This is a genomic window from Alkalimonas collagenimarina, from assembly GCF_030717845.1.
Lineage (GTDB): Bacteria > Pseudomonadota > Gammaproteobacteria > Enterobacterales > Alteromonadaceae > Alkalimonas > Alkalimonas collagenimarina.
Map to the genome: position 1 here is coordinate 41,121 of NZ_JAUZVZ010000025.1, position 19,819 is coordinate 60,939.

General features: G+C 47.1%; 17 protein-coding genes. 13 read left to right on the top strand and 4 right to left on the bottom strand.

Going from position 1 to position 19,819, the window contains the following annotated elements:
* Nucleotides 1–45: 45 nt before the first annotated feature.
* From Q3O60_RS14750 to Q3O60_RS14760, 3 genes are all read left to right on the top strand, one after another.
* Nucleotides 46–1,863 (top strand): 5'-nucleotidase C-terminal domain-containing protein, encoded by a 1,818-nt coding sequence (locus tag Q3O60_RS14750; protein ID WP_305894712.1) that lies wholly within the window; start codon nucleotides 46–48, stop codon nucleotides 1,861–1,863.
* Nucleotides 1,864–1,993: 130 nt separating this feature from the next.
* Complete coding sequence (locus tag Q3O60_RS14755) at nucleotides 1,994–2,548, top strand: cytochrome b (RefSeq protein ID WP_305894713.1); 555 nt, start codon at nucleotides 1,994–1,996, stop codon at nucleotides 2,546–2,548.
* A 16-nt stretch (nucleotides 2,549–2,564) separates the two neighbouring features.
* Nucleotides 2,565–3,152, top strand: a complete 588-nt coding sequence (locus Q3O60_RS14760; protein WP_305894714.1) for a YceI family protein — start codon at nucleotides 2,565–2,567, stop codon at nucleotides 3,150–3,152.
* Between the two features lie 81 nt (nucleotides 3,153–3,233).
* Here the strand turns inward: Q3O60_RS14760 and yfaE are convergent, their stop codons facing one another.
* The 4 genes from yfaE to ubiG form a co-directional block, all read right to left on the bottom strand.
* On the bottom strand, nucleotides 3,234–3,485 hold the full coding sequence (gene yfaE / locus Q3O60_RS14765) for a class I ribonucleotide reductase maintenance protein YfaE (RefSeq protein ID WP_305894715.1): 252 nt from the start codon (nucleotides 3,483–3,485) through the stop codon (nucleotides 3,234–3,236).
* A 33-nt stretch (nucleotides 3,486–3,518) separates the two neighbouring features.
* Nucleotides 3,519–4,649, bottom strand: a complete 1,131-nt coding sequence (gene nrdB, locus Q3O60_RS14770) for a class Ia ribonucleoside-diphosphate reductase subunit beta (RefSeq protein ID WP_305894716.1) — start codon at nucleotides 4,647–4,649, stop codon at nucleotides 3,519–3,521.
* Between the two features lie 62 nt (nucleotides 4,650–4,711).
* Nucleotides 4,712–6,991, bottom strand: coding sequence for a class 1a ribonucleoside-diphosphate reductase subunit alpha (gene nrdA, locus Q3O60_RS14775; protein ID WP_305894717.1), 2,280 nt, complete (start codon nucleotides 6,989–6,991; stop codon nucleotides 4,712–4,714).
* A gap of 301 nt (nucleotides 6,992–7,292) precedes the next feature.
* Nucleotides 7,293–8,021, bottom strand: coding sequence for a bifunctional 2-polyprenyl-6-hydroxyphenol methylase/3-demethylubiquinol 3-O-methyltransferase UbiG (gene ubiG / locus Q3O60_RS14780; protein ID WP_305894718.1), 729 nt, complete (start codon nucleotides 8,019–8,021; stop codon nucleotides 7,293–7,295).
* Nucleotides 8,022–8,226: 205 nt separating this feature from the next.
* On the opposite strand from ubiG, the gene gyrA reads away from it, so the two are divergent.
* The 10 genes from gyrA to Q3O60_RS14830 form a co-directional block, all read left to right on the top strand.
* On the top strand, nucleotides 8,227–10,911 hold the full coding sequence (gyrA, locus tag Q3O60_RS14785) for a DNA topoisomerase (ATP-hydrolyzing) subunit A (RefSeq protein WP_305894719.1): 2,685 nt from the start codon (nucleotides 8,227–8,229) through the stop codon (nucleotides 10,909–10,911).
* 69 nt (nucleotides 10,912–10,980) lie between these two features.
* Nucleotides 10,981–12,063 (top strand): 3-phosphoserine/phosphohydroxythreonine transaminase, encoded by a 1,083-nt coding sequence (gene serC, locus Q3O60_RS14790; RefSeq protein WP_305894720.1) that lies wholly within the window; start codon nucleotides 10,981–10,983, stop codon nucleotides 12,061–12,063.
* Nucleotides 12,060–13,340, top strand: coding sequence for a 3-phosphoshikimate 1-carboxyvinyltransferase (gene aroA / locus Q3O60_RS14795; RefSeq protein WP_305894721.1), 1,281 nt, complete (start codon nucleotides 12,060–12,062; stop codon nucleotides 13,338–13,340). Before serC ends, aroA begins: the two co-directional genes overlap by 4 nt.
* A gap of 142 nt (nucleotides 13,341–13,482) precedes the next feature.
* Nucleotides 13,483–14,169: a (d)CMP kinase gene (cmk, locus tag Q3O60_RS14800; RefSeq protein WP_305894722.1), complete on the top strand. Its 687-nt coding sequence runs from the start codon at nucleotides 13,483–13,485 to the stop codon at nucleotides 14,167–14,169.
* Nucleotides 14,170–14,267: 98 nt separating this feature from the next.
* Nucleotides 14,268–15,944, top strand: coding sequence for a 30S ribosomal protein S1 (gene rpsA, locus Q3O60_RS14805; protein WP_305894723.1), 1,677 nt, complete (start codon nucleotides 14,268–14,270; stop codon nucleotides 15,942–15,944).
* A 61-nt stretch (nucleotides 15,945–16,005) separates the two neighbouring features.
* Nucleotides 16,006–16,290, top strand: coding sequence for an integration host factor subunit beta (gene ihfB / locus Q3O60_RS14810; protein WP_305894724.1), 285 nt, complete (start codon nucleotides 16,006–16,008; stop codon nucleotides 16,288–16,290).
* 55 nt (nucleotides 16,291–16,345) lie between these two features.
* Nucleotides 16,346–16,585 (top strand): lipopolysaccharide assembly protein LapA domain-containing protein, encoded by a 240-nt coding sequence (locus Q3O60_RS14815; RefSeq protein ID WP_305894725.1) that lies wholly within the window; start codon nucleotides 16,346–16,348, stop codon nucleotides 16,583–16,585.
* 3 nt (nucleotides 16,586–16,588) lie between these two features.
* A complete protein-coding gene (locus Q3O60_RS14820) occupies nucleotides 16,589–17,728 on the top strand; it encodes an N-acetylglucosaminyl transferase (protein WP_305894726.1) in 1,140 nt (379 codons plus the stop codon).
* Between the two features lie 33 nt (nucleotides 17,729–17,761).
* Complete coding sequence (gene pyrF / locus Q3O60_RS14825; RefSeq protein WP_305894727.1) at nucleotides 17,762–18,460, top strand: orotidine-5'-phosphate decarboxylase; 699 nt, start codon at nucleotides 17,762–17,764, stop codon at nucleotides 18,458–18,460.
* A 57-nt stretch (nucleotides 18,461–18,517) separates the two neighbouring features.
* Nucleotides 18,518–19,819: potassium/proton antiporter (locus Q3O60_RS14830; RefSeq protein WP_305894728.1), on the top strand; the 1,302-nt coding region annotated here is incomplete at its 3' end.

Here is a 19,819-nt window from a genome sequence, read left to right on the forward strand (position 1 = left end):
TCATACTCGGCGGATTGATGTTGAACCGTTGCTTTGGGATCCATTATGCGCTGCACTTTGTTTTCACAGCCTGCTTTTGCTCGGGTAGGCTTTACACCTTTACTACTCATTGGCACCTGCTTACTGACTGCGTGCGGCAGTATCGTTGAGCAGCAGAGCTCTGAGCATGATTTTACTTTGGCAATTGCCCATATCAACGATCACCACTCTAATTTATCCGCTAAACAGCAAATATCGCTGCGGTTAGCTGGCGAATTTACCGATGTTGAAGTAGGGGGCTTTCCTCGTGTGGCGGCAAAAATTGCCTCATTGGAACAACAGCATCAGCACTTTTTAAAACTACATGCCGGCGATGCCATCACTGGTGATTTGTACTACAGCCTGTTTCAAGGGGATGCCGACGCGCATTTCATGCGTGAAGTGTGTTTTGATGCCTTTGTCATCGGCAACCATGAATTCGATGATGGTGATGCGCATCTGGCTAATTTTCTCAGAACCTTGCGCGATGATGATTGCCGCACCCCGGTGATATCGGCCAATATTCAGCCTGAAATTGGAACTCCATTGGCAGAAAATGAACTATGGGAGCTGTTTAGCCCTTATGTGATCCATCAGTTGGGTGAGCATCAAGTTGGTATTATCGGCCTAACCGTTGCACAAAAAACAAAACAATCCTCTCAGCCATTGGCCAGCACAGTATTACATGATGAGGTGGAAACGGCCCGGTTTTATATTGAAGAGCTTCGTCAGTTAGGTATTGGTAAAATTGTATTATTGACCCATTATGGTTACGACAATGATATTGCATTAGCACAGCAACTGCCTGAGGTGGATGTGATTGTTGGGGGTGACTCGCATAGTTTATTAGGAAACTTTACTGAAGTCGGCTTAACCTCCGATGGCGATTATCCAACCATGGTAACCAATCAGGATGGTGACCCGGTTTGTATTGTACAAGGTAAAGATTACTCACAGGTAGTTGGTGAGTTAATCGTTCATTTTTCTGGTGACAAGGTGGCGCATTGTGAAGGGCGGCCGCATTTGCTGGTGGGTTCCAATTTTAACCGGAACGGCGTCGCTGTATCTGACGAGGATACTCAAAAAATTCAGCAGTTTATTAAGCAATCAGCAACGCTGAGTTTAGTAAAGCCAGAGCCGCGTTTGCAAAGTCTGCTTGAAAGTTACAGCGTACGCATCGATGAGCTTGCGGCTCAAAGTATCGCCATGGTGCCAGAGCGCTTGTGTCGGATGGACCCAGGTATTGCCAGAGAACAAAGCTGTGGTGAAGCAACGCAGTCGGATTTGCACTCGGTAGTGAGTGAAGCTTTTTTACGGCAAAGTCGTCATGCTGATATTGCATTACAAAATGGCGGGGGGGTTCGCACCGACTTACCAGCAGGTGAATTATCGATTGCTCAGGTCTATCAACTGCTGCCATTTTCTAATACGCTTTTTCATCTTGAAATGACAGGAGATGAAATTAAACAAGTGTTGGAAGATGCGATTGGCTATTCTCAAACGCTTGGTGGATCGCTTGGTGCTTATCCGCATGGTGCGGGTATTCGATTTGATGTTGATTTAACTGCTGCGGATAATAACCGGGTGAGTCGGTTGGAGGTTTTCCAACAGGGTGAGTGGCAGCCTCTACGCGCAGAGCAAAGCTATATCGTGGTCACCAATAGTTTTATTGCTTCCGGCCAAGATGGTTGGGCAACGTTTGCAGATATCGTGGCTAGTGGTCGCTATCAGGATACCTACATCAATTATGCACAGGCCTTTATTGATTACGCCCAGCAACAAAAAGTGCTTGAGCGGCCCGATCCAAGCAGACACAGTACTCGCCGTATCCGCCTTACTCAGTAATTCTGCAGCATACTGCGGCTATCTGGCCGCAGCTTTCTAAAAAATAGAACTAATTAAGCCTTTATTTGCGCTTTATTTGCCAATTTAACACTGTATTCTGAACGTATAAATTTGGAAACGCACAGTGTCTATGTTTAAGAATACCTCTTCTCGTTATGGTCTGGTCAGTATACTGCTGCATTGGCTAACAGCGCTTACTGTCATAGGGCTTTTTGCTTTGGGCTTTTGGATGATAGACCTGAGTTACTACGACAGTTGGTATCGAACGGCGCCGCACATTCACAAGAGCATTGGTATTTTGTTATTTATCGCCATGACCACAAGGTTACTTTGGCGTTGGTACTCACCGGTCCCCCGCTCATTGTCGAGCCATAAGCCTTGGGAGCAATTGATCAGTAAATGCACTCATGTACTTTTGTATCTGTTGATCTTCATTATTATGATGACCGGCTATCTGATATCGACATCGGATGGACGTGCCATTCAAGTATTTACCTGGTTTGAAGTACCAGCTCTTGGTGAACTATTTCCGCGTCAAAGTGACATCGCAGGCGATTTACACAAATGGCTCGCTTACACCCTGATTGCTTTGGTGGTACTTCATGCCATAGCAGCTATTAAGCATCATCTGATAGACAAAGATGCGACTTTGCTTCGTATTTTTGGTCGAGACAAAAAAAATTAACCCTTAGGAGCAATCTATGAAAACGATTTATTTAGCGTCATCACTTACCGCATTACTGGCCAGTGCCGCATTAGTACCAACGACTACGCAAGCAGCTAACTACGTCATTGATACTCAAGGAGCGCACGCTTTTATACAGTTTCGTGTTAATCACCTTGGTTATAGCTGGCTGTATGGCCGCTTCAATACTTTTGAAGGTACGTTCAGTTATGATGCCGATGATCTGGCAGCATCCAGTATTCAATTGACCATTGATACCCGAAGTGTGGATAGCAACCATGCCGAGCGTGATCGTCATTTACGTAATGAAGATTTTTTAAATACCAGTCGTTATCCTGAAGCTACTTTCAACAGCACGAGTGTTGTTGCCAAAGCCGATGGCCGTTTTGATCTGCATGGTGAGCTAACACTTAATGGTGTCACCAAAGCGTTGGTCATTGATGCAGAAAAAATGGGGGAGGGCACGGATCCATGGGGTGGACATCGTGCCGGGTTTTCAGGAACCACCGAATTTGCACTGAAAGATTTTGGTATCAATTATGATTTAGGGCCTGCAGCAACGCATGTGTATCTGGATCTGACCGTTGAAGGTATCCGTCAGTAATCTACTTATTCTTAAGTGATTATGCTCAAGGCTGATTGGTTGGTGTAATTTCCAGCTAACCGGCCTTGTGCTAACCAAGTTTTATGGCAGCTCAATATCGATATCGCTGTCCGGAACACTACAGCAGGGTAAAAACTCCCCCTTTCGAACAAAAGCGAGTGGCTCATACAAATAACGTATTGAGCCACTCACTAATGTGCAGCGACAAGCGCCGCAAAACCCTTCCCGACATTGGTAATTCATCGGCTGTTTTGCTTGCTCAAGGGCATCTAACAAATTTGCTTGCGAATCAAACTCAAGTTCAACTCCTGAAGTCAGCCGAACTTTTGGCATAACCGTATCACTGTTTTACAGATCTCCGCCACTTTACAGATCAAAGTCATCAAATTCATCGGTATCTACCTGATTGTCGATCTGGCCGACCAGATAGGAACTAATCTCAGCTTCCTGCGGTGCGACCTGCACATTATCAGAGACCAGCCAGGCATTGATCCAAGGGATGGGGTTTTGTGTGGTTGAGTATATCGATTTAAGACCAATCGCTTGCATACGGATATTGGTAATGTACTCGACGTACTGACACAAAATATCTTTGTTCAAGCCAATCATGGAGCCATCTTTGAATAAGTAGGCCGCCCAGGCTTTTTCCTGCTCAGCCGCTTTTTGGAAAATAGCAATGGCATCTTGCTGGCACTCTTTAGCGATTTCACCCATTTCAGGGTCATCTTCACCGGCTGCTAAAATATTCAGCATATGTTGAGTACCGGTCAGGTGCAGTGCTTCATCCCGGGCAATAAGACGAATAATCTTTGCATTGCCTTCCATCAACTCACGTTCAGCAAAAGCAAAGCTACAGGCAAAACTGACATAAAAACGGATCGCCTCAAGTACATTGACCGAGAGTAAGCACAGATAGAGCTTTTTCTTCAGGTCGCGCAAGCTGACACTTTTCGTTTCACCATTGACGGTATGGCTACCAGCGCCACATAAGTTGTACAAATTAAAGGAGTCAATCAGCTCATCATAGTAACGCGTTACATCATCCGCGCGTTCCATGATGTTCTCATTCAGCATAATATCATCGAACACCTTATGAGGCTCTGAGCTGATGTTGCGGACAATATGTGTATAACTACGGCTGTGAATGGTTTCGCTAAAAGCCCAGGTTTCAATCCAGGTTTCCAGTTCAGGAATAGAAACCAATGGCAGCAAGGCTACATTTGGCGAGCGACCTTGTACCGAATCAAGTAAGGTTTGGTACTTCAGGTTGCTGATGAAAATATGTTTTTCGTGCTCCGGCAGGTTTTGATAGTCAATGCGATCTTTGCTGACATCAATCTCCTCCGGGCGCCAGAAAAAGGACAGCTGCTTTTCAATGAGCTTTTCAAAAATAGGATATTTTTGCTGATCGTAACGGGAAACATTGACCGGATTACCAAAAAACATTGGCTCTTTCATTTGATCATTAATCGTACGATTAAAGGTGGTGTACGCCATGGCGTGTTTCTCTTCCTAAAAGCAATGGTTTTAAGCGGGCACTTTTGTACCCGCATCATTCGTTATATTTTACAAGCACCGCCTGCACAATCGTCTTCTTCTTCCAGCATATCTTCTTGCATGTCAGAAGCGCCATCTCTGGTGTTGTGGTAGTACAAGGTTTTTATCCCTAGTTTGTAGGCAGACAATAAATCTTTCAGCAGCTGCTTCATGGGTACGCGGCCACCTTCATAACGGTTCGGATCGTAATTGGTATTGGCTGATATCGTTTGATCAACAAACTTCTGCATGATGCCAACCAGCGCCAAGTAACCATCATTGTTTGGCATATCCCACAACAGTTCATAACTGTCTTTTAAGCGGTCGTATTCAGGCACGACTTGTTTCAAAATACCGTCTTTACTGGCTTTGACACTGACATGGCCTCGTGGTGGCTCAATGCCGTTGGTTGCATTGGAAATTTGCGATGAGGTTTCTGATGGCATCAGCGCAGACAAGGTCGAGTTGCGTAACCCATGGGTCACCATATCCTGGCGAAGTGTATCCCAGTCCAGTTGCAACGCTTCGGTGCACACTTTATCCAAATCTTTCTTGTAGCTATCGGTTGGTAAAATGCCCTGCGAATAGGTGGTTTCATTAAACTTAGGGCATGGGCCGAATTCTTTGGCTAGTTGTACCGATGCTTTCAGCAAATAGTACTGAATGGCTTCAAAGGTACGATGCGTTAAACCATTGGCTGAACCATCCGAGTAACGCACACCATTTTTAGCCAAATAATAGGCATAGTTGATCACGCCGACGCCTAAGGTGCGACGGCCCATGGTGGCATTGCGGGCAGCTGGAATAGGGTAATCCTGGTAATCGAGCAGGCTGTCCAGAGCGCGGACAATCAACTCAGACAGCTCATCCAGCTCATCAAGGCTCTCCAAAGCACCCAGGTTAAAGGCCGACAAGGTACAAAGTGCAATCTCGCCATTCTCATCATTGACGTGATTTAGTGGTTTGGTCGGCAATGCAATTTCTAAACACAGGTTGCTTTGGCGCACCGGTGCCAACTTCGGGTTGAATGGGCTATGGGTATTGCAATGATCGACGTTCTGTAAGTAAATACGGCCGGTACTGGCACGTTCTTGCATGAAGAGTGTGAAGAGCTCAATGGCTTTAATACGTTTTTTACGAATGCTATCGTCCGCTTCATACTGAACATACAGTCGCTCGAACACTTCTTGATCTTCAAAGAATGCATCGTACAAACCCGGTACATCGGATGGGCTAAACAAAGTAATGTAATCGTCTTTGATTAAGCGCTGATACATCATCCGGTTAAACTGCACACCATAATCTAGATGACGGACCCGGTTTTCCTCGACACCGCGGTTGTTTTTCAAAACCAACAGCGATTCCACTTCCAAATGCCATAATGGGAAAAATAAGGTGGCCGCGCCACCACGTACGCCGCCTTGTGAGCAGCTCTTTACTGCGGTCTGGAAATGCTTGTAAAACGGAATACAGCCCGTGTGAAAGGCTTCGCCATGGCGAATAGGGCTGCCCAATGCACGAATTCGACCGGCATTAATGCCGATGCCGGCGCGCTGACTGACGTATTTCACAATAGCACTTGAGGTGGCATTAATGGAATCCAGGCTATCGCCACATTCAATCAAGACACAGGAGCTAAACTGTCGGGTTGGGGTGCGAACACCGGCCATAATAGGCGTTGGTAACGACAGCTTGAACAGTGAAATAGCATCGTAGAAGCGGCGTACATAGCCAAGGCGTGTTTCTTTTGGATAATTAGCAAATAAACAAGCCGATACCAGCATATAAAGAAACTGCGCACTTTCGAAAATTTTACCGGTCACCCGGTTTTGCACCAAATACTTACCTTCCAGTTGCTTGACTGCAGCGTAGCTAAAATTCAAGTCACGGCCATGATCAATAAAACTGTCCAGCTGCTCTAGTTCGCTCTTGCTGTAATCTTGCAATAAATGAGCATCGTAGCGGTTGTGCTCCACCATACTAACGACATGATCATACAGTGCGGGGGGCTCAAATTGACCAAACGCTTTTTTGCGCAAATGAAACACAGCCAGACGAGCAGCCAGATACTGGTAATCAGGCGTGTTTTTAGCAATCAGATCGGCAGCAGCTTTGATGATGGTTTCATGAATATCTGCGGTTTTAATACCATCGTAAAATTGAATGTGTGATTTTAGCTCTACCTGAGACACAGAAACACTCTGTAAACCCTCAGCTGCCCAAGCAATGACTCGATGGATTTTATCGAGATCTAATGGTTCACGGTTACCATCACGTTTCGTTACATACAATGTATCAGTCATGCTGTTCTACCCATCTGTTGCATTCCATTTCAAACTCGCATGCCGCTTGGTGTAATTGGTGGTTATTTTTTGCACCCAAACTGATGCATCAATACACAATATATAGGGGCGGCGACTAAACAGATCACAAGATAGTGTGGATTCACTGTATTTGCAAGCGTTCAAAAACCTTAATTATGGTACAGGCTTTGCAACGGTTTTAGGGGAGTGTGCTGCCAGCCCAACTCTGCTTTGGGCTGGCTCGAAAGCAAGTATTTTTTGCCGAAATAAAACTTTTTTTTTCGTAGGAAAATAGCAATGATTACGCTGGTTTTTTTGCCACCACAAAATAGTTCACATCCACTCCTTGCCCTACTTTAAATTCAGAAGTAAGTGGGTTGAAATGCAAACCGCTGGCACCGCAGATAGTAAGGCCAGCATCCTCGGCCCAACGCATCAGTTGAGAAGGACGGATGAATTTAGCATAGTCATGGGTGCCTTTTGGTACCAGCTGCATGATGTACTCTGCGCCTAGTATGGCCATGGCATAGGCTTTCCAGTGCTTATTGATGGTGGAAAAGATAACGGTACCACCCGGCTGCACTAAATCGGCGCAGGCTGTGATGACAGAGGCAGGATCAGGCACATGTTCAAGCATCTCCATGCAGGTGACCAATTCAAACTGATCAGCATGGTTGGCAGCAAACTGCTCAGCGGTACTTTGTTGGTAATGTACAGCGACACCGGCCTCCATCGCATGCAAACGTGCGACCATCAATGCTTCATCAGCCATATCAATGCCAGTTACATTGGCTCCGGCTCTGGCCATGCTTTCTGCCAAAATACCGCCACCACAGCCCACATCAACCACCGATTTGCCAAATAATCCGGCCATTTGATCATTGATGTAGCCTAACCGAGTTGGATTCAGTAGATGCAGTGGTTTAAATTCACCATCCGGATCCCACCAGCGTGATGCAATGTCATTAAATTTGGCAATTTCAGCAGGATCCACGTTCGTTTGCAGTGGATCAGAGGGGGATAAGGCCATGATATGCTCTCCAGAATGTTTCGGCTATTATAGGGTGAAGCACGTCCGCTGCAAGCAACTCCACACAATCCGTTCACTTTTCAACCAACAGCACCGATCAGCCATGGCAACTGTCATTTTCTGTGGTAGAATCCAGTGTTGTCCCGCCACTTACAATATTGAAAAAAGCGGGTTATCTATTTGATTCAAGGGAAAAAACGCTAATATGACTGAGCTGGCCAAAGAAATAGTTCCCATCAATATTGAAGACGAACTGAAGAATTCGTATCTCGATTATGCCATGAGCGTTATTGTTGGACGGGCTTTGCCTGATGTCCGCGACGGATTAAAGCCTGTGCATCGCCGAGTCCTTTTTGCCATGAAAGAACTGGGCAATGACTGGAATAAGCCGTACAAAAAATCGGCGCGTGTCGTCGGTGACGTGATCGGTAAATACCATCCTCATGGTGACAGTGCGGTTTACGACACCATTGTCCGGATGGCACAGTCTTTCTCCTTACGCTACATGCTGGTTGATGGTCAGGGTAACTTTGGCTCCATCGATGGCGACTCTGCCGCAGCCATGCGTTATACCGAAGTGCGGATGGCGCGTATCGCGCACGAGTTACTCGCTGATTTGGATAAAGAAACCGTCGACTTTGTGCCAAACTACGACGGCACTGAACAAATTCCGGCTGTGCTTCCAACCAAGCTACCTAACTTATTAATCAATGGCTCATCCGGTATTGCTGTCGGGATGGCAACCAATATTCCGCCGCACAACTTAACGGAAGTCATTGATGCCTGTCTGGCTCTGATCGACAACGAAGACATCACCATTCCTGAGTTGATGCAGTTGATGCCAGGCCCGGATTTCCCCACGGCCGCTATTATTAATGGCCGCAAAGGTATTGAAGAAGCGTATCGGACGGGGCGTGGCAAAATTTACATTCGTGCCCGCACCGAAATAGAGACCGATGAAAAAACCGGTCGCGAAACCATTATCGTCAACGAGCTGCCTTATCAGGTTAATAAAGCCCGTTTGATTGAAAAAATTGCCGAGCTGGTCAAAGAAAAGCGTATTGAAGGCATTTCAGCACTGCGCGATGAGTCTGATAAAGACGGTATGCGGGTGGTGATTGAGCTGAAGCGTGGTGAATCCTCCGACGTGATGCTGAACCATTTGTATACCAATACTCAGATGCAGACGGTGTTTGGTATCAACATGGTGGCATTGGATCAAGGCCAGCCGAAGATACTTGGCCTGAAAAAAATGCTCGAATGCTTCGTGTTGCACCGCCGCGAAGTAGTGACCCGCCGTACCGTTTACGATTTGCGTAAAGCGCGTGACCGTGCTCATATTTTGGAAGGTCTGGCCATTGCACTGGCTAATATTGACGAAATTATTGAACTGATTAAAACGTCACCCAGCCCGGCTGATGCGAAAAAAGGTCTGACCGAACGCAGTTGGCAGCTAGGTAGTGTCAGTGCGATGTTAGAGCGGGCAGGGCAAGACGCCGCCCGGCCAGAGTGGTTGGAAGAACACTTTGGTATTCGGGATGGTCATTACTACCTGACTGAACAGCAAGCTCAAGCGATCCTTGATTTACGTCTGCACAAATTAACCGGCCTTGAACACGAAAAAATTCTGGCTGAATACAAAGATTTGTTGGAGCTTATTGCCGAGTTGCTGCATATTCTGGGTAGTTCTGAGCGCTTGATGGAAGTCATTCGTGAAGAGTTGAATGCTGCCAGAGAACAATACGGTGATGTGCGCCGTACTGAGATTCAGGACAACGAACTTGATATCAATATCGAAGACTTGATCACAGAAGAAGATGTGGTGGTCACGCTGTCACACCTTGGCTACGCCAAGTATCAACCACTGACCGATTATGAAGCTCAGCGTCGTGGTGGTAAAGGCAAAGCCGCTACCAAGGTGAAAGATGAAGACTTCGTCGATCAGCTGTTGGTAGCAAGTACTCATGACACGATTTTATGTTTCTCAGATCGGGGTCGTTTGTACTGGATGAAAGTGTATCAATTGCCTCAGGCCAGCCGAATTTCTCGTGGCAAGCCCATCGTGAACCTGCTGCCGCTGGAGCAAAATGAACGAATTACCGCTATTTTACCAGTTCGTGAATACGAAGAAGGTAAGTTTGTCTTTATGGCCACGGCCAAAGGCGTGGTGAAAAAGACCGCCTTAACCGATTACTCTCGTCCACGCAGTAACGGCATTATTGCCGTGAATCTGAACGATGGTGATCAACTGATCGGCGTCGGTCTAACCGATGGCAGCAATGAAATCATGCTGTTCTCGGATGATGGCAAAGTGGTACGTTTCCCTGAAGAACAAGTTCGTGCGATGGGCCGCACCGCCACTGGTGTACGCGGTATAAAGCTACGTGAAAATGGTAGCGTGGTGTCCTTGATCATCCCTAATGGAGAAGGCGCCATACTTACCGTGACGGAAAATGGTTATGGTAAACGTACCAGCCTGACCGAGTATCCAGCGAAGAGCCGTGCGACACAGGGTGTGGTTTCCATTAAAGTATCCGAGCGCAATGGTTTGGTAGTCGGAGCCGTTCAAGTGAACGAGTCCGATGAAATCATGCTTATTTCCAACAAAGGAACCTTGGTACGTACCCGGGTTCAGGAAGTGTCTGAAGTAGGTCGGAATACCCAGGGCGTTATCTTGATCCGCACCATTGCTGATGAACTGGTTGTTGGCGTGCAACGGATTGATGAAATTACTGAAGAAGAGTTGTCTGAGCTAGCCGAAGGTGAGGAAGGTACTGAACCAAGTACTGAACAAGGTACCGAGCCGGCAGCAGCTACTGATGCAACCGAACAAGATGCCGACCAAGGCGACCAAACACCGGAACAACCAACCGAGGATGACCAAGTATAACACTCAACCAAAACGAGCGCACTGGCGCTCGTTTTTATTACTGTCTTTGAGTGTGGAGTAATACACAGCATGACCACTTATAATTTTTGTGCCGGCCCAGCTATGCTTCCTGTGGACGTGATGAAACAGGCACAAGAGGAATTAATTAACTGGCAACAACACGGCTGCTCAGTGATGGAAGTTAGTCACCGTAGTCCGTCCTTTATGGCAGTCGCAGAAAAAGCGGAACAGGATCTCCGTGATTTATTGCAGATCCCGGCCAATTACAAAGTGCTGTTTATGCACGGCGGTGGTCGAGGCCAATTTTCTGCGGTTCCACTTAATTTGCTTAGCCCTACGGGTCAGGCTGATTATGTGATTTCAGGCTCCTGGTCGCAAGCTGCTGCAGAAGAAGCCGCGAAATTTGGCCGGGTTCAATCACTGGATATTCGCCAGAAACAAAGCGATGGTCTTCGTACGATTCAATCTCCCGCTGAGTGGTCGCTTTCCGCACAAGCCGATTACGTGCACTGCTGCCCGAATGAAACCGTAGATGGGATCGAGTTCGTTGGTTTACCGCACACAGAGAAGCCGATTATCGCCGATTTATCTTCGACGATTTTATCGCGTCCGATTCAAATCAGTGATTACGGTCTGATTTATGCTGGTGCACAAAAGAATATCGGCCCGTCAGGACTGACGCTGGTTATTGTACGCGACGATTTACTTAATACGGCTCACCGAACCATTCCTTGCATTCAGGATTACCGTCTGACTGCGCAGCATGACAGCATGTTTAATACGCCACCAACCTTTGCCTGGTATCTTGCAGGACTTGTCTTTGACTGGTTAAAACGTCAGGGAGGCGTGGCGACTATGGCAGAAAAAAACCAGGCAAAAGCTGATTTACTGTATGGCTACCTGGATCAAAGCGATTTTTACCGCAATGATGTCGCGCCAGAGTTTCGTTCATGGATGAATGTGCCATTTTTTCTGGCTGATGATGGCCTGAACAGCCGTTTTGTTGAGCAGGCAGAAGCCAATGGCTTATTGGCTTTAAAAGGGCACCGCTCTGTTGGAGGTATGCGAGCAAGCATATACAACGCCATGCCGATTGAAGGGGTGCAAGCCTTAATCTCCTTTATGCAACAGTTTGAGCGGAGTCATGGATGAAAACCTTAACGTTACAACCTATTTCTCACGTATCTGGTACCGTGCACTTGCCTGGCTCTAAAAGTATTTCTAATCGCGTGTTGCTCCTGGCTGCGCTGGCAAAAGGGACTACCACTATTCGCAACCTGCTGGATAGCGATGATATCCGCCACATGTTGACGGCTTTATCGCAACTAGGCGTTTCTTACCAGTTGAATGCCGACAAAACAGAATGCACGCTGCAAGGTTTAGCTGGTTTTTTTAGCAGTCAGCAACCACAGACTTTATTCCTTGGCAACGCTGGCACCGCTATGCGGCCGTTAACTGCAGCGCTGGCTGCTTCCGATGTTACCGCTCACCTAACCGGTGAGCCGCGGATGTACGAGCGGCCCATCGGCCATCTGGTGGATGCGCTGCAGCAATGGCAAGCCGATATCGACTACGAGTTGCAGGATGGCTTTCCACCATTGACGATTCGCGGTAAAGCACTGCAAGGTGGCTTGGCGCGGGTCAATGGCAGCATTTCCAGCCAGTTTCTCACCGCATTGCTGATGGTCGCACCTATGCTGGATGGCGATAGTGAGATTGAAATTATTGGTGACCTGGTATCAAAACCTTACATTGATATTACGCTGGCTCTGATAGCTCGATTTGGTGTACAGGTTGAAAATATCGATTACCAGCGCTTTAAAATTCGCGGTAAGCAATGCTATCAAAGCCCAGGTAGCATTTTGGTCGAAGGAGATGCGTCTTCAGCTTCGTATTTTTTGGCTGCTGCAGCCATCAGAGGCGGCACGATTAAAGTAACCGGTATAGGCAAGCATGCCGTGCAAGGCGATATCCATTTTGCTGATGCGTTAGCCGAAATGGGAGCCGATGTGGAATGGGGCGATGATTATATTTCCGTAACACGTAACCAGCTGCATGGCATCGATAAAGACTTTAATGCGATTCCTGATGCTGCCATGACCATTGCCACCACGGCTTTATTTGCACAAGGGCCAACCTGCATTCGCAATGTGTACAATTGGCGGGTGAAAGAAACCGATCGTTTGGCAGCTATGGCTACCGAGTTGAAAAAAGTAGGTGCCGCGGTAGAGGAAGGGCATGACTATCTGCGGATTACTCCTCCCAGCCAATTGCAACATGCCAGCATTGCTACCTATGATGACCATAGGATGGCGATGTGTTTTTCTTTGGTCGCACTCAGTGAGACCGCTGTGACTATTGAAGATCCAGATTGCACCGCCAAAACCTTTCCGAATTACTTCACTTTATTTCAATCGCTTTCAGATTGAATCAGCTCACTGGTTGTGGGGAGCAAAGGACCAAGCTCATTTGGTCACTCCCCTAGACGATACAAAAACTTCACAGGTATTTTTGTACAAAACCCTGTATACTATGGCGCTGAAATTTATCTATTACGACCTGGAGGGTTGAATGCCACATGAAGCTGCCGTCATTACGATTGATGGACCAAGCGGTTCTGGAAAGGGCACTTTAAGCAGACTCCTCGCCCAAAAACTAGGGTGGCATTTTTTGGATAGTGGCGCGATTTATCGCGTGTTGGCGTTGGCGACTATTCATCACCACATTGATCCAGAAGATGAAGATGCTGTACAGCCTTTGGCGGCTCATCTTGATGTTCAGTTTAATACCGACGAGCAAGGCGAAGTGCGCATTATTCTGGAAGGTGAAAATGTTAGTTCTGCCATTCGGAGCGAAGAAGTCGGTATGACAGCTTCTAAAGTAGCAGCATTACCCCGGGTTCGCGAGGCCTTGTTGCGTCGTCAGCGGGCCTTTCGGGATACTCCTGGCCTGGTTGCAGATGGCCGTGACATGGGAACTGTGGTGTTTCCTCAGGCCAAAGTAAAAATATTTTTAACAGCAAGTGCAGAAGTTCGTGCTGAGAGACGCTATTTGCAGTTGAAAAACAAGGGTTTCGATGTTAAAATCGGCGACCTTTTGAGCGATATCAAAGCTAGAGATGAACGCGATACCAATCGAGCAGCGGCTCCACTGGTGGCAGCGGAAGATTCACTGATGCTGGATTCCTCTGAAAAAGACATTACTCAGGTGTTGGACGAAGTGTACCAGTACGCTAAAAGCAAACTGGATCTCGCTTAATATTTGGGTCAATTCCTGTCTCATGGAAGAGATTGGACAAACTGGTAACCCCACTGCGCAGGATGTAATGTGGAGCAAATGAAACTGAAAACTAACCTATGACTGAAAATTTTGCACAATTATTTGAGGAAAGCCTCAAAGCCATCGAAACTCGTCCGGGCGCCATTGTAAAAGGCACCGTTGTAGCTGTTCTGAAAGACGTCGTCATGGTTGACGCTGGCCTTAAATCAGAAGCCGCTATCCCAGTCGAGCAATTCAAAAACAACGCCGGCGAATTAGAAGTCAGTGTTGGCGACATCATCGATGTTGCGTTAGACGCTATCGAAGACGGCTTTGGTGAAACTCTGCTTTCACGTGAAAAAGCGAAGCGTCATGAGTCTTGGCTGCGTCTGGAAAAAGCTTGTGAAGAAAAAGAAACTGTTCACGGTATCATTACTGGTAAAGTGAAAGGTGGCTTCACAGTTGAGGTCGACGGTATTCGTGCATTCCTGCCTGGTTCTCTGGTTGATGTCCGTCCTGTACGCGACACGCTGCACCTTGAGAACAAAGAGCTTGAATTCAAAGTAATCAAACTGGATCAAAAGCGCAACAACGTGGTCGTTTCACGTCGTGCGGTGATCGAGTCTGAAAACAGTGCTGAGCGCGATCAACTGCTGGAAAACCTGGAAGAAGGCATGGAAGTCAAAGGTATCGTTAAGAACCTGACTGACTACGGTGCATTCGTTGATCTGGGTGGCGTTGACGGCCTGCTTCACATCACTGATATGGCTTGGAAGCGTGTTAAGCATCCAAGTGAAATCGTCAATGTTGGCGATGAAATCCCAGTTAAAGTCCTGAAGTTTGACCGTGAGAAGCAACGTGTTTCTCTGGGTCTGAAGCAAATGGGTGAAGATCCATGGGCAGCTATCGCTTCTCGTTACCCAGAAGGTGCGAAAATCAGCGGTCGTGTGACTAACCTAACTGACTACGGTTGCTTCGTAGAAATCGAAGAAGGCGTTGAAGGTCTGGTTCACGTGTCTGAAATGGATTGGACGAACAAAAACATTCACCCATCCAAAGTAGTTAATCTGGGTGATTCAGTTGAAGTAATGGTACTGGAAATCGACGAAGAACGTCGTCGTATCTCTCTGGGCCTGAAACAGTGCAAACCAAACCCATGGGAAGAGTTTGCTAAAGGCTTCAACAAGAATGATCGTGTTAGCGGTAAAATCAAGTCGATCACCGATTTCGGTATCTTCATTGGTCTTGACGGCGGCATCGATGGTTTGGTCCACTTGTCTGATATTTCCTGGAATAGCAACGGCGAAGAAGCCGTACGTGATTTCAAGAAAGGCGACGAAGTCCATGCCGTTGTGTTGCAAGTTGACCCAGAGCGCGAGCGTATTTCTTTAGGGATCAAGCAACTGGATGACGATCCTTTCAATGGTTACCTTGCTGACAACAAGAAAGGTGCTATTGTTAAAGGTGAAATCACTGCAGTTGACGCTAAAGGCGCAACCGTAGCACTGGAAGGTGGCGTTGAAGGCTACATCCGCGTATCTGATATCGCTCGTGAGCGTATTGAAGATGCAACTTCTGCACTGAAAGCTGGTGAAGAAGTCGAAGCTCGCCTGATGGGCGTTGATCGCAAGAACCGCGTGATCAGCTTGTCTATCCGTGCGAAGTTCGAAGCGGAAGAGAAAGAAGCTGTTGAAAGCATCAATAAGCAGGAAGATACTGACTTTGGTGCCAACGCAATGGCTGAAGCCTTTAAAGCTGCTAAAAAAGATCAGTAATCAGGCTCGTATCGTGGGCTGGCTGCTGCCAGCCCACACTATGACCGTTTAAGGAGATATCATGACTAAATCTGAGTTGATTGAAAAAATGGCAACAGATTTTCCTCATATCCAAGTCAAGGATATGGAGTCATCGGTCAAAGAAATTCTGGAACAGATGGTTCAGTCACTGGCTTCAAACGAGCGTATCGAAATACGTGGCTTTGGTAGCTTTTCGTTGCATTATCGCGCTCCGCGCATAGGCCGCAACCCTAAAACTGGCGAACGTGTTGATCTGGATGGAAAATATGTACCACACTTTAAGCCAGGTAAAGAACTGCGCGATCGAGTGAAAGGTAATATCTAGTCAGACCCTTGTCGACCAAGTTCAACTGTTTGCATGATGTTCCATGGAGTGAACCTTGGCCAATATTGTCTATCTTATTCTGATTGTGCTGGTGGTACTGGCCGGTGTTTTATTTGGCGCAGCAAACCAGCAACTGGTTGAATTGGATGTACTGGTAACACAATTCGAACTACGACTTGTTGATATCACCGTCCTTTCACTTCTACTTGGCGTCGTGCTAGGTATCTTTATCAGTATTCTCTTTCGTTTACGAAGCCGCTTTAAAAAGCGCGCCTCTCAAACGACGACGACTTAACCCATGTTAGAGCTTCTGTTTTTGCTACTGCCCGTAGCCGCCGCTTATGGCTGGTTTATGGGGCGCAACAGCGTTAAGCACAAGGAGCTGAAAGATCGCGCTAATATCACCAAAAACTTATCTTCAGGTTTAAATTTTTTATTAACCGATCAAGAAGATAAAGCAATAGAGCAGTTATTGCACTTACTCGATATAGAAGCTGCAACCATTGATACCTACTTGGCGCTTGCCAACTTATTCCGGCGCCGGGGCGATTGGGACAAAGCCATTCGCATCCATGAAAAACTGCATCAACTTAAATTACCTAAGCAACAAGCTCAGCAGATCCAATTTGAGTTGGCCAAAGATTACCAGTCTGCCGGTTTGTATGACCGGGCAGAAAAGTTGCTTGCCCCTTTGATCAAAAAAGACTTTTTGCGAGAGAGGGCACTGAAACACTTAATTTCGCTCTTTATCAGCACCCATGAGTGGGACAAGGCGATTGCTCTAAATACGGCTATTGATCAAACCAACTCGACCTCATTAAAAATAGCGCTGGCGAACATTAATTGTGAGCATATGGGCCAAGCGAGCACGATCGATCAAATGAAACCGTTGCAGCAGTTGGCCGAACAGTTTCCTATGGCGATAAGGCCACGCTATGAGTTAGCGCGTCTGGCATTTAGTTTACAGCAACATGAGCTCGCATTTTCGGTTTTTAGCGAAATTCTACGTGAAAAACCGCAGTGGACCGCTGATCTTTTAAAATTGGCCGAGCAGTGCCAGCCCGATAAAGATGCGTGGTATCAATTGCTCAGTCATTTAAGCAATAAGCACAACAATATCAGTGCTCATATTGCTTTAGCGAGCTGGTTGTTGCAGCAAGGCTCAGTGACTGCTGCCGAGCAATTGCTGCTTGATAAGCTGCAGCAACAGCCCAATATCCGTTTATTCCAAAGCTTGTTGGATTTACGACAGCAACAGTCTGAGCAAGCAGCAGAAGTGCTGACCTCCGTAAACGGTTTGGTGAATAATTATCTGGATAAAAAAGTACTCTACAGTTGCCGTAATTGTGGCTTTAAAACACGCCAGCCATACTGGTTGTGTCCTTCCTGCCAGCAATGGGAAACGGTAGAGCCAATCAGCGGTATCGATGGTCGCTAAAGCCGGTGCTGCTAGTCGTTAAAAGGAGTAGGCATGTCTTGTAATTCCCCGGTGGTCGTCGCCCTTGATTTTGATCAACAACAACAAGCACTGAATTTTGTCAGCCAGCTTGACCCATCGCAGTGTCGCTTGAAAGTGGGCAAAGAGATGTTTACTCACTTTGGGCCCGACTTTGTCCGGCAATTACAACAACGTCATTTTGATGTATTTCTCGACCTGAAATTTCACGATATCCCCAACACCGTAGCAAAAGCTGTGAAAGCGGCAGCTGATCTGGGTGTATGGATGGTCAATGTGCATGCCAGTGGTGGTCGTCGCATGATGGAAGCGGCTGCTGATAGTTTGCAAAGTTATGGTGCAGATAAGCCGCTGTTAATTGCCGTTACAGTGCTGACCAGCATGCAGCAGAGTGATCTAACCGAGCTTGGTATCATCATCGATGCTAAAGACCACGTGAAGCGTTTAGCCACTCTGACACAACAGTCGGGCTTGGATGGTGTGGTGTGCTCAGCTCAAGAAGCACAGCTATTAAAGCAAACGTTTGGTGATAGCTTTAGGCTGGTCACACCCGGTATTCGTCCAGCCGGCAGTGCGCAAGACGACCAACGACGCATCATGACTCCAGCCGATGCACAAGCTGCTGGTGTTGACTTCATGGTAATTGGCCGGCCAATTACCAAAGCTAATGACCCAGCCCAAGCACTTCAGGCTATACTGAATGAGTTAAGTTAAACGGCGGCACTAACTTCAGCGCCATAATAGAAACGTCAGGGGAGGGGATAGTAGCGCGTGGATGCCATTAATTTTACGATATTAATCATTGGGGCCTTGTTTGTTGTCAGCATCATTGCCACTCTGGTTTCAGCACGGATAGGCGCGCCTTTCCTGCTGGTTTTCCTGATCATTGGCATGTTAGCCGGCGAGCAGGGCATCCTCGGTATTAGCTTCGATAATCCGCAAGTCGCTTTTTTAATCGGCTCCATCGCTTTAGTTATTATTTTATTTGATGGCGGCATGCGTACGCACCCTGAACGTTTTCGAGTCGCTCTGGCACCGGCTGCTATGCTGGCGACTTTAGGAGTGGTCATCACCTGTACCATAACCGGCCTTGCCGCGGCTTGGATCCTCGGTATTCATTGGTTACAAGGCTTACTGCTTGGCGCTATTTTAAGCTCAACCGATGCTGCAGCGGTGTTTTCCATCTTTCAATCTCGTGGCGTACGCATTAAAGATCGAGTGGCCTCTACCCTGGAAATTGAATCCGGTAGTAACGACCCTATGGCGGTTATGCTCACCGTAACACTAGTAGGCGTTCTGGCTGAATACACGGCGCTTGATTGGTCAGTACTGATAGTGTTTTTAAAGCAAGCCATCATTGGCGGTGCCGTTGGTTATGGAGCAGGGCGCTTGTTCGTGTTTTTATGCCGTAAACTGCCTCTAAGCTTCGCATTTTTTCCTTTAATGGCAGTAGCTTGCTGTATTTTTGTCTATGCCATCACCACTCAATTTGAAGGCAGTGGCTTTCTGGCCGTATATCTTATGGGGTATCTGGTCGGAAACGCCCGCTTACCGCAGGTATTATATATTTTACGGGTGCATGATGGGTTGGCATGGTTGAGCCAAATTATCATGTTTTTGATGCTCGGTATGTTGGTCGTACCAAGCCAGCTGCTTGAACACTTGCTGCCAGCGCTCGCCATTGCAGCAGTGCTTATTTTTATAGCTCGGCCCATTGCTGTAGTGCTTAGCCTGATCCCATTTCGTTTCCCTGCCAAAGATCAGCTGTTTATAAGCTGGGTCGGCTTGCGTGGTGCCGTACCCATCATTCTGGCCTTGTTTCCGTGGTTAGCCGGTGTACCCGATGAGCATTTATACTTCAACGTTGCTTTCGTTATTGTCATCGTATCCTTAGTACTGCAAGGATGGAGTATTACCTCGGTTTCACGCTGGCTGAAGCTTGAAGTCCCAAAAGAGTCTGGTCCGGATCAAACCATGCCGTTGGATGCTATATCCAGTAACGATGTTATTGAGGTGGTGTCATTTGAGCTAAAACCGGATTCACCGATGCTTGATATGCAATGGGCGGAGCTA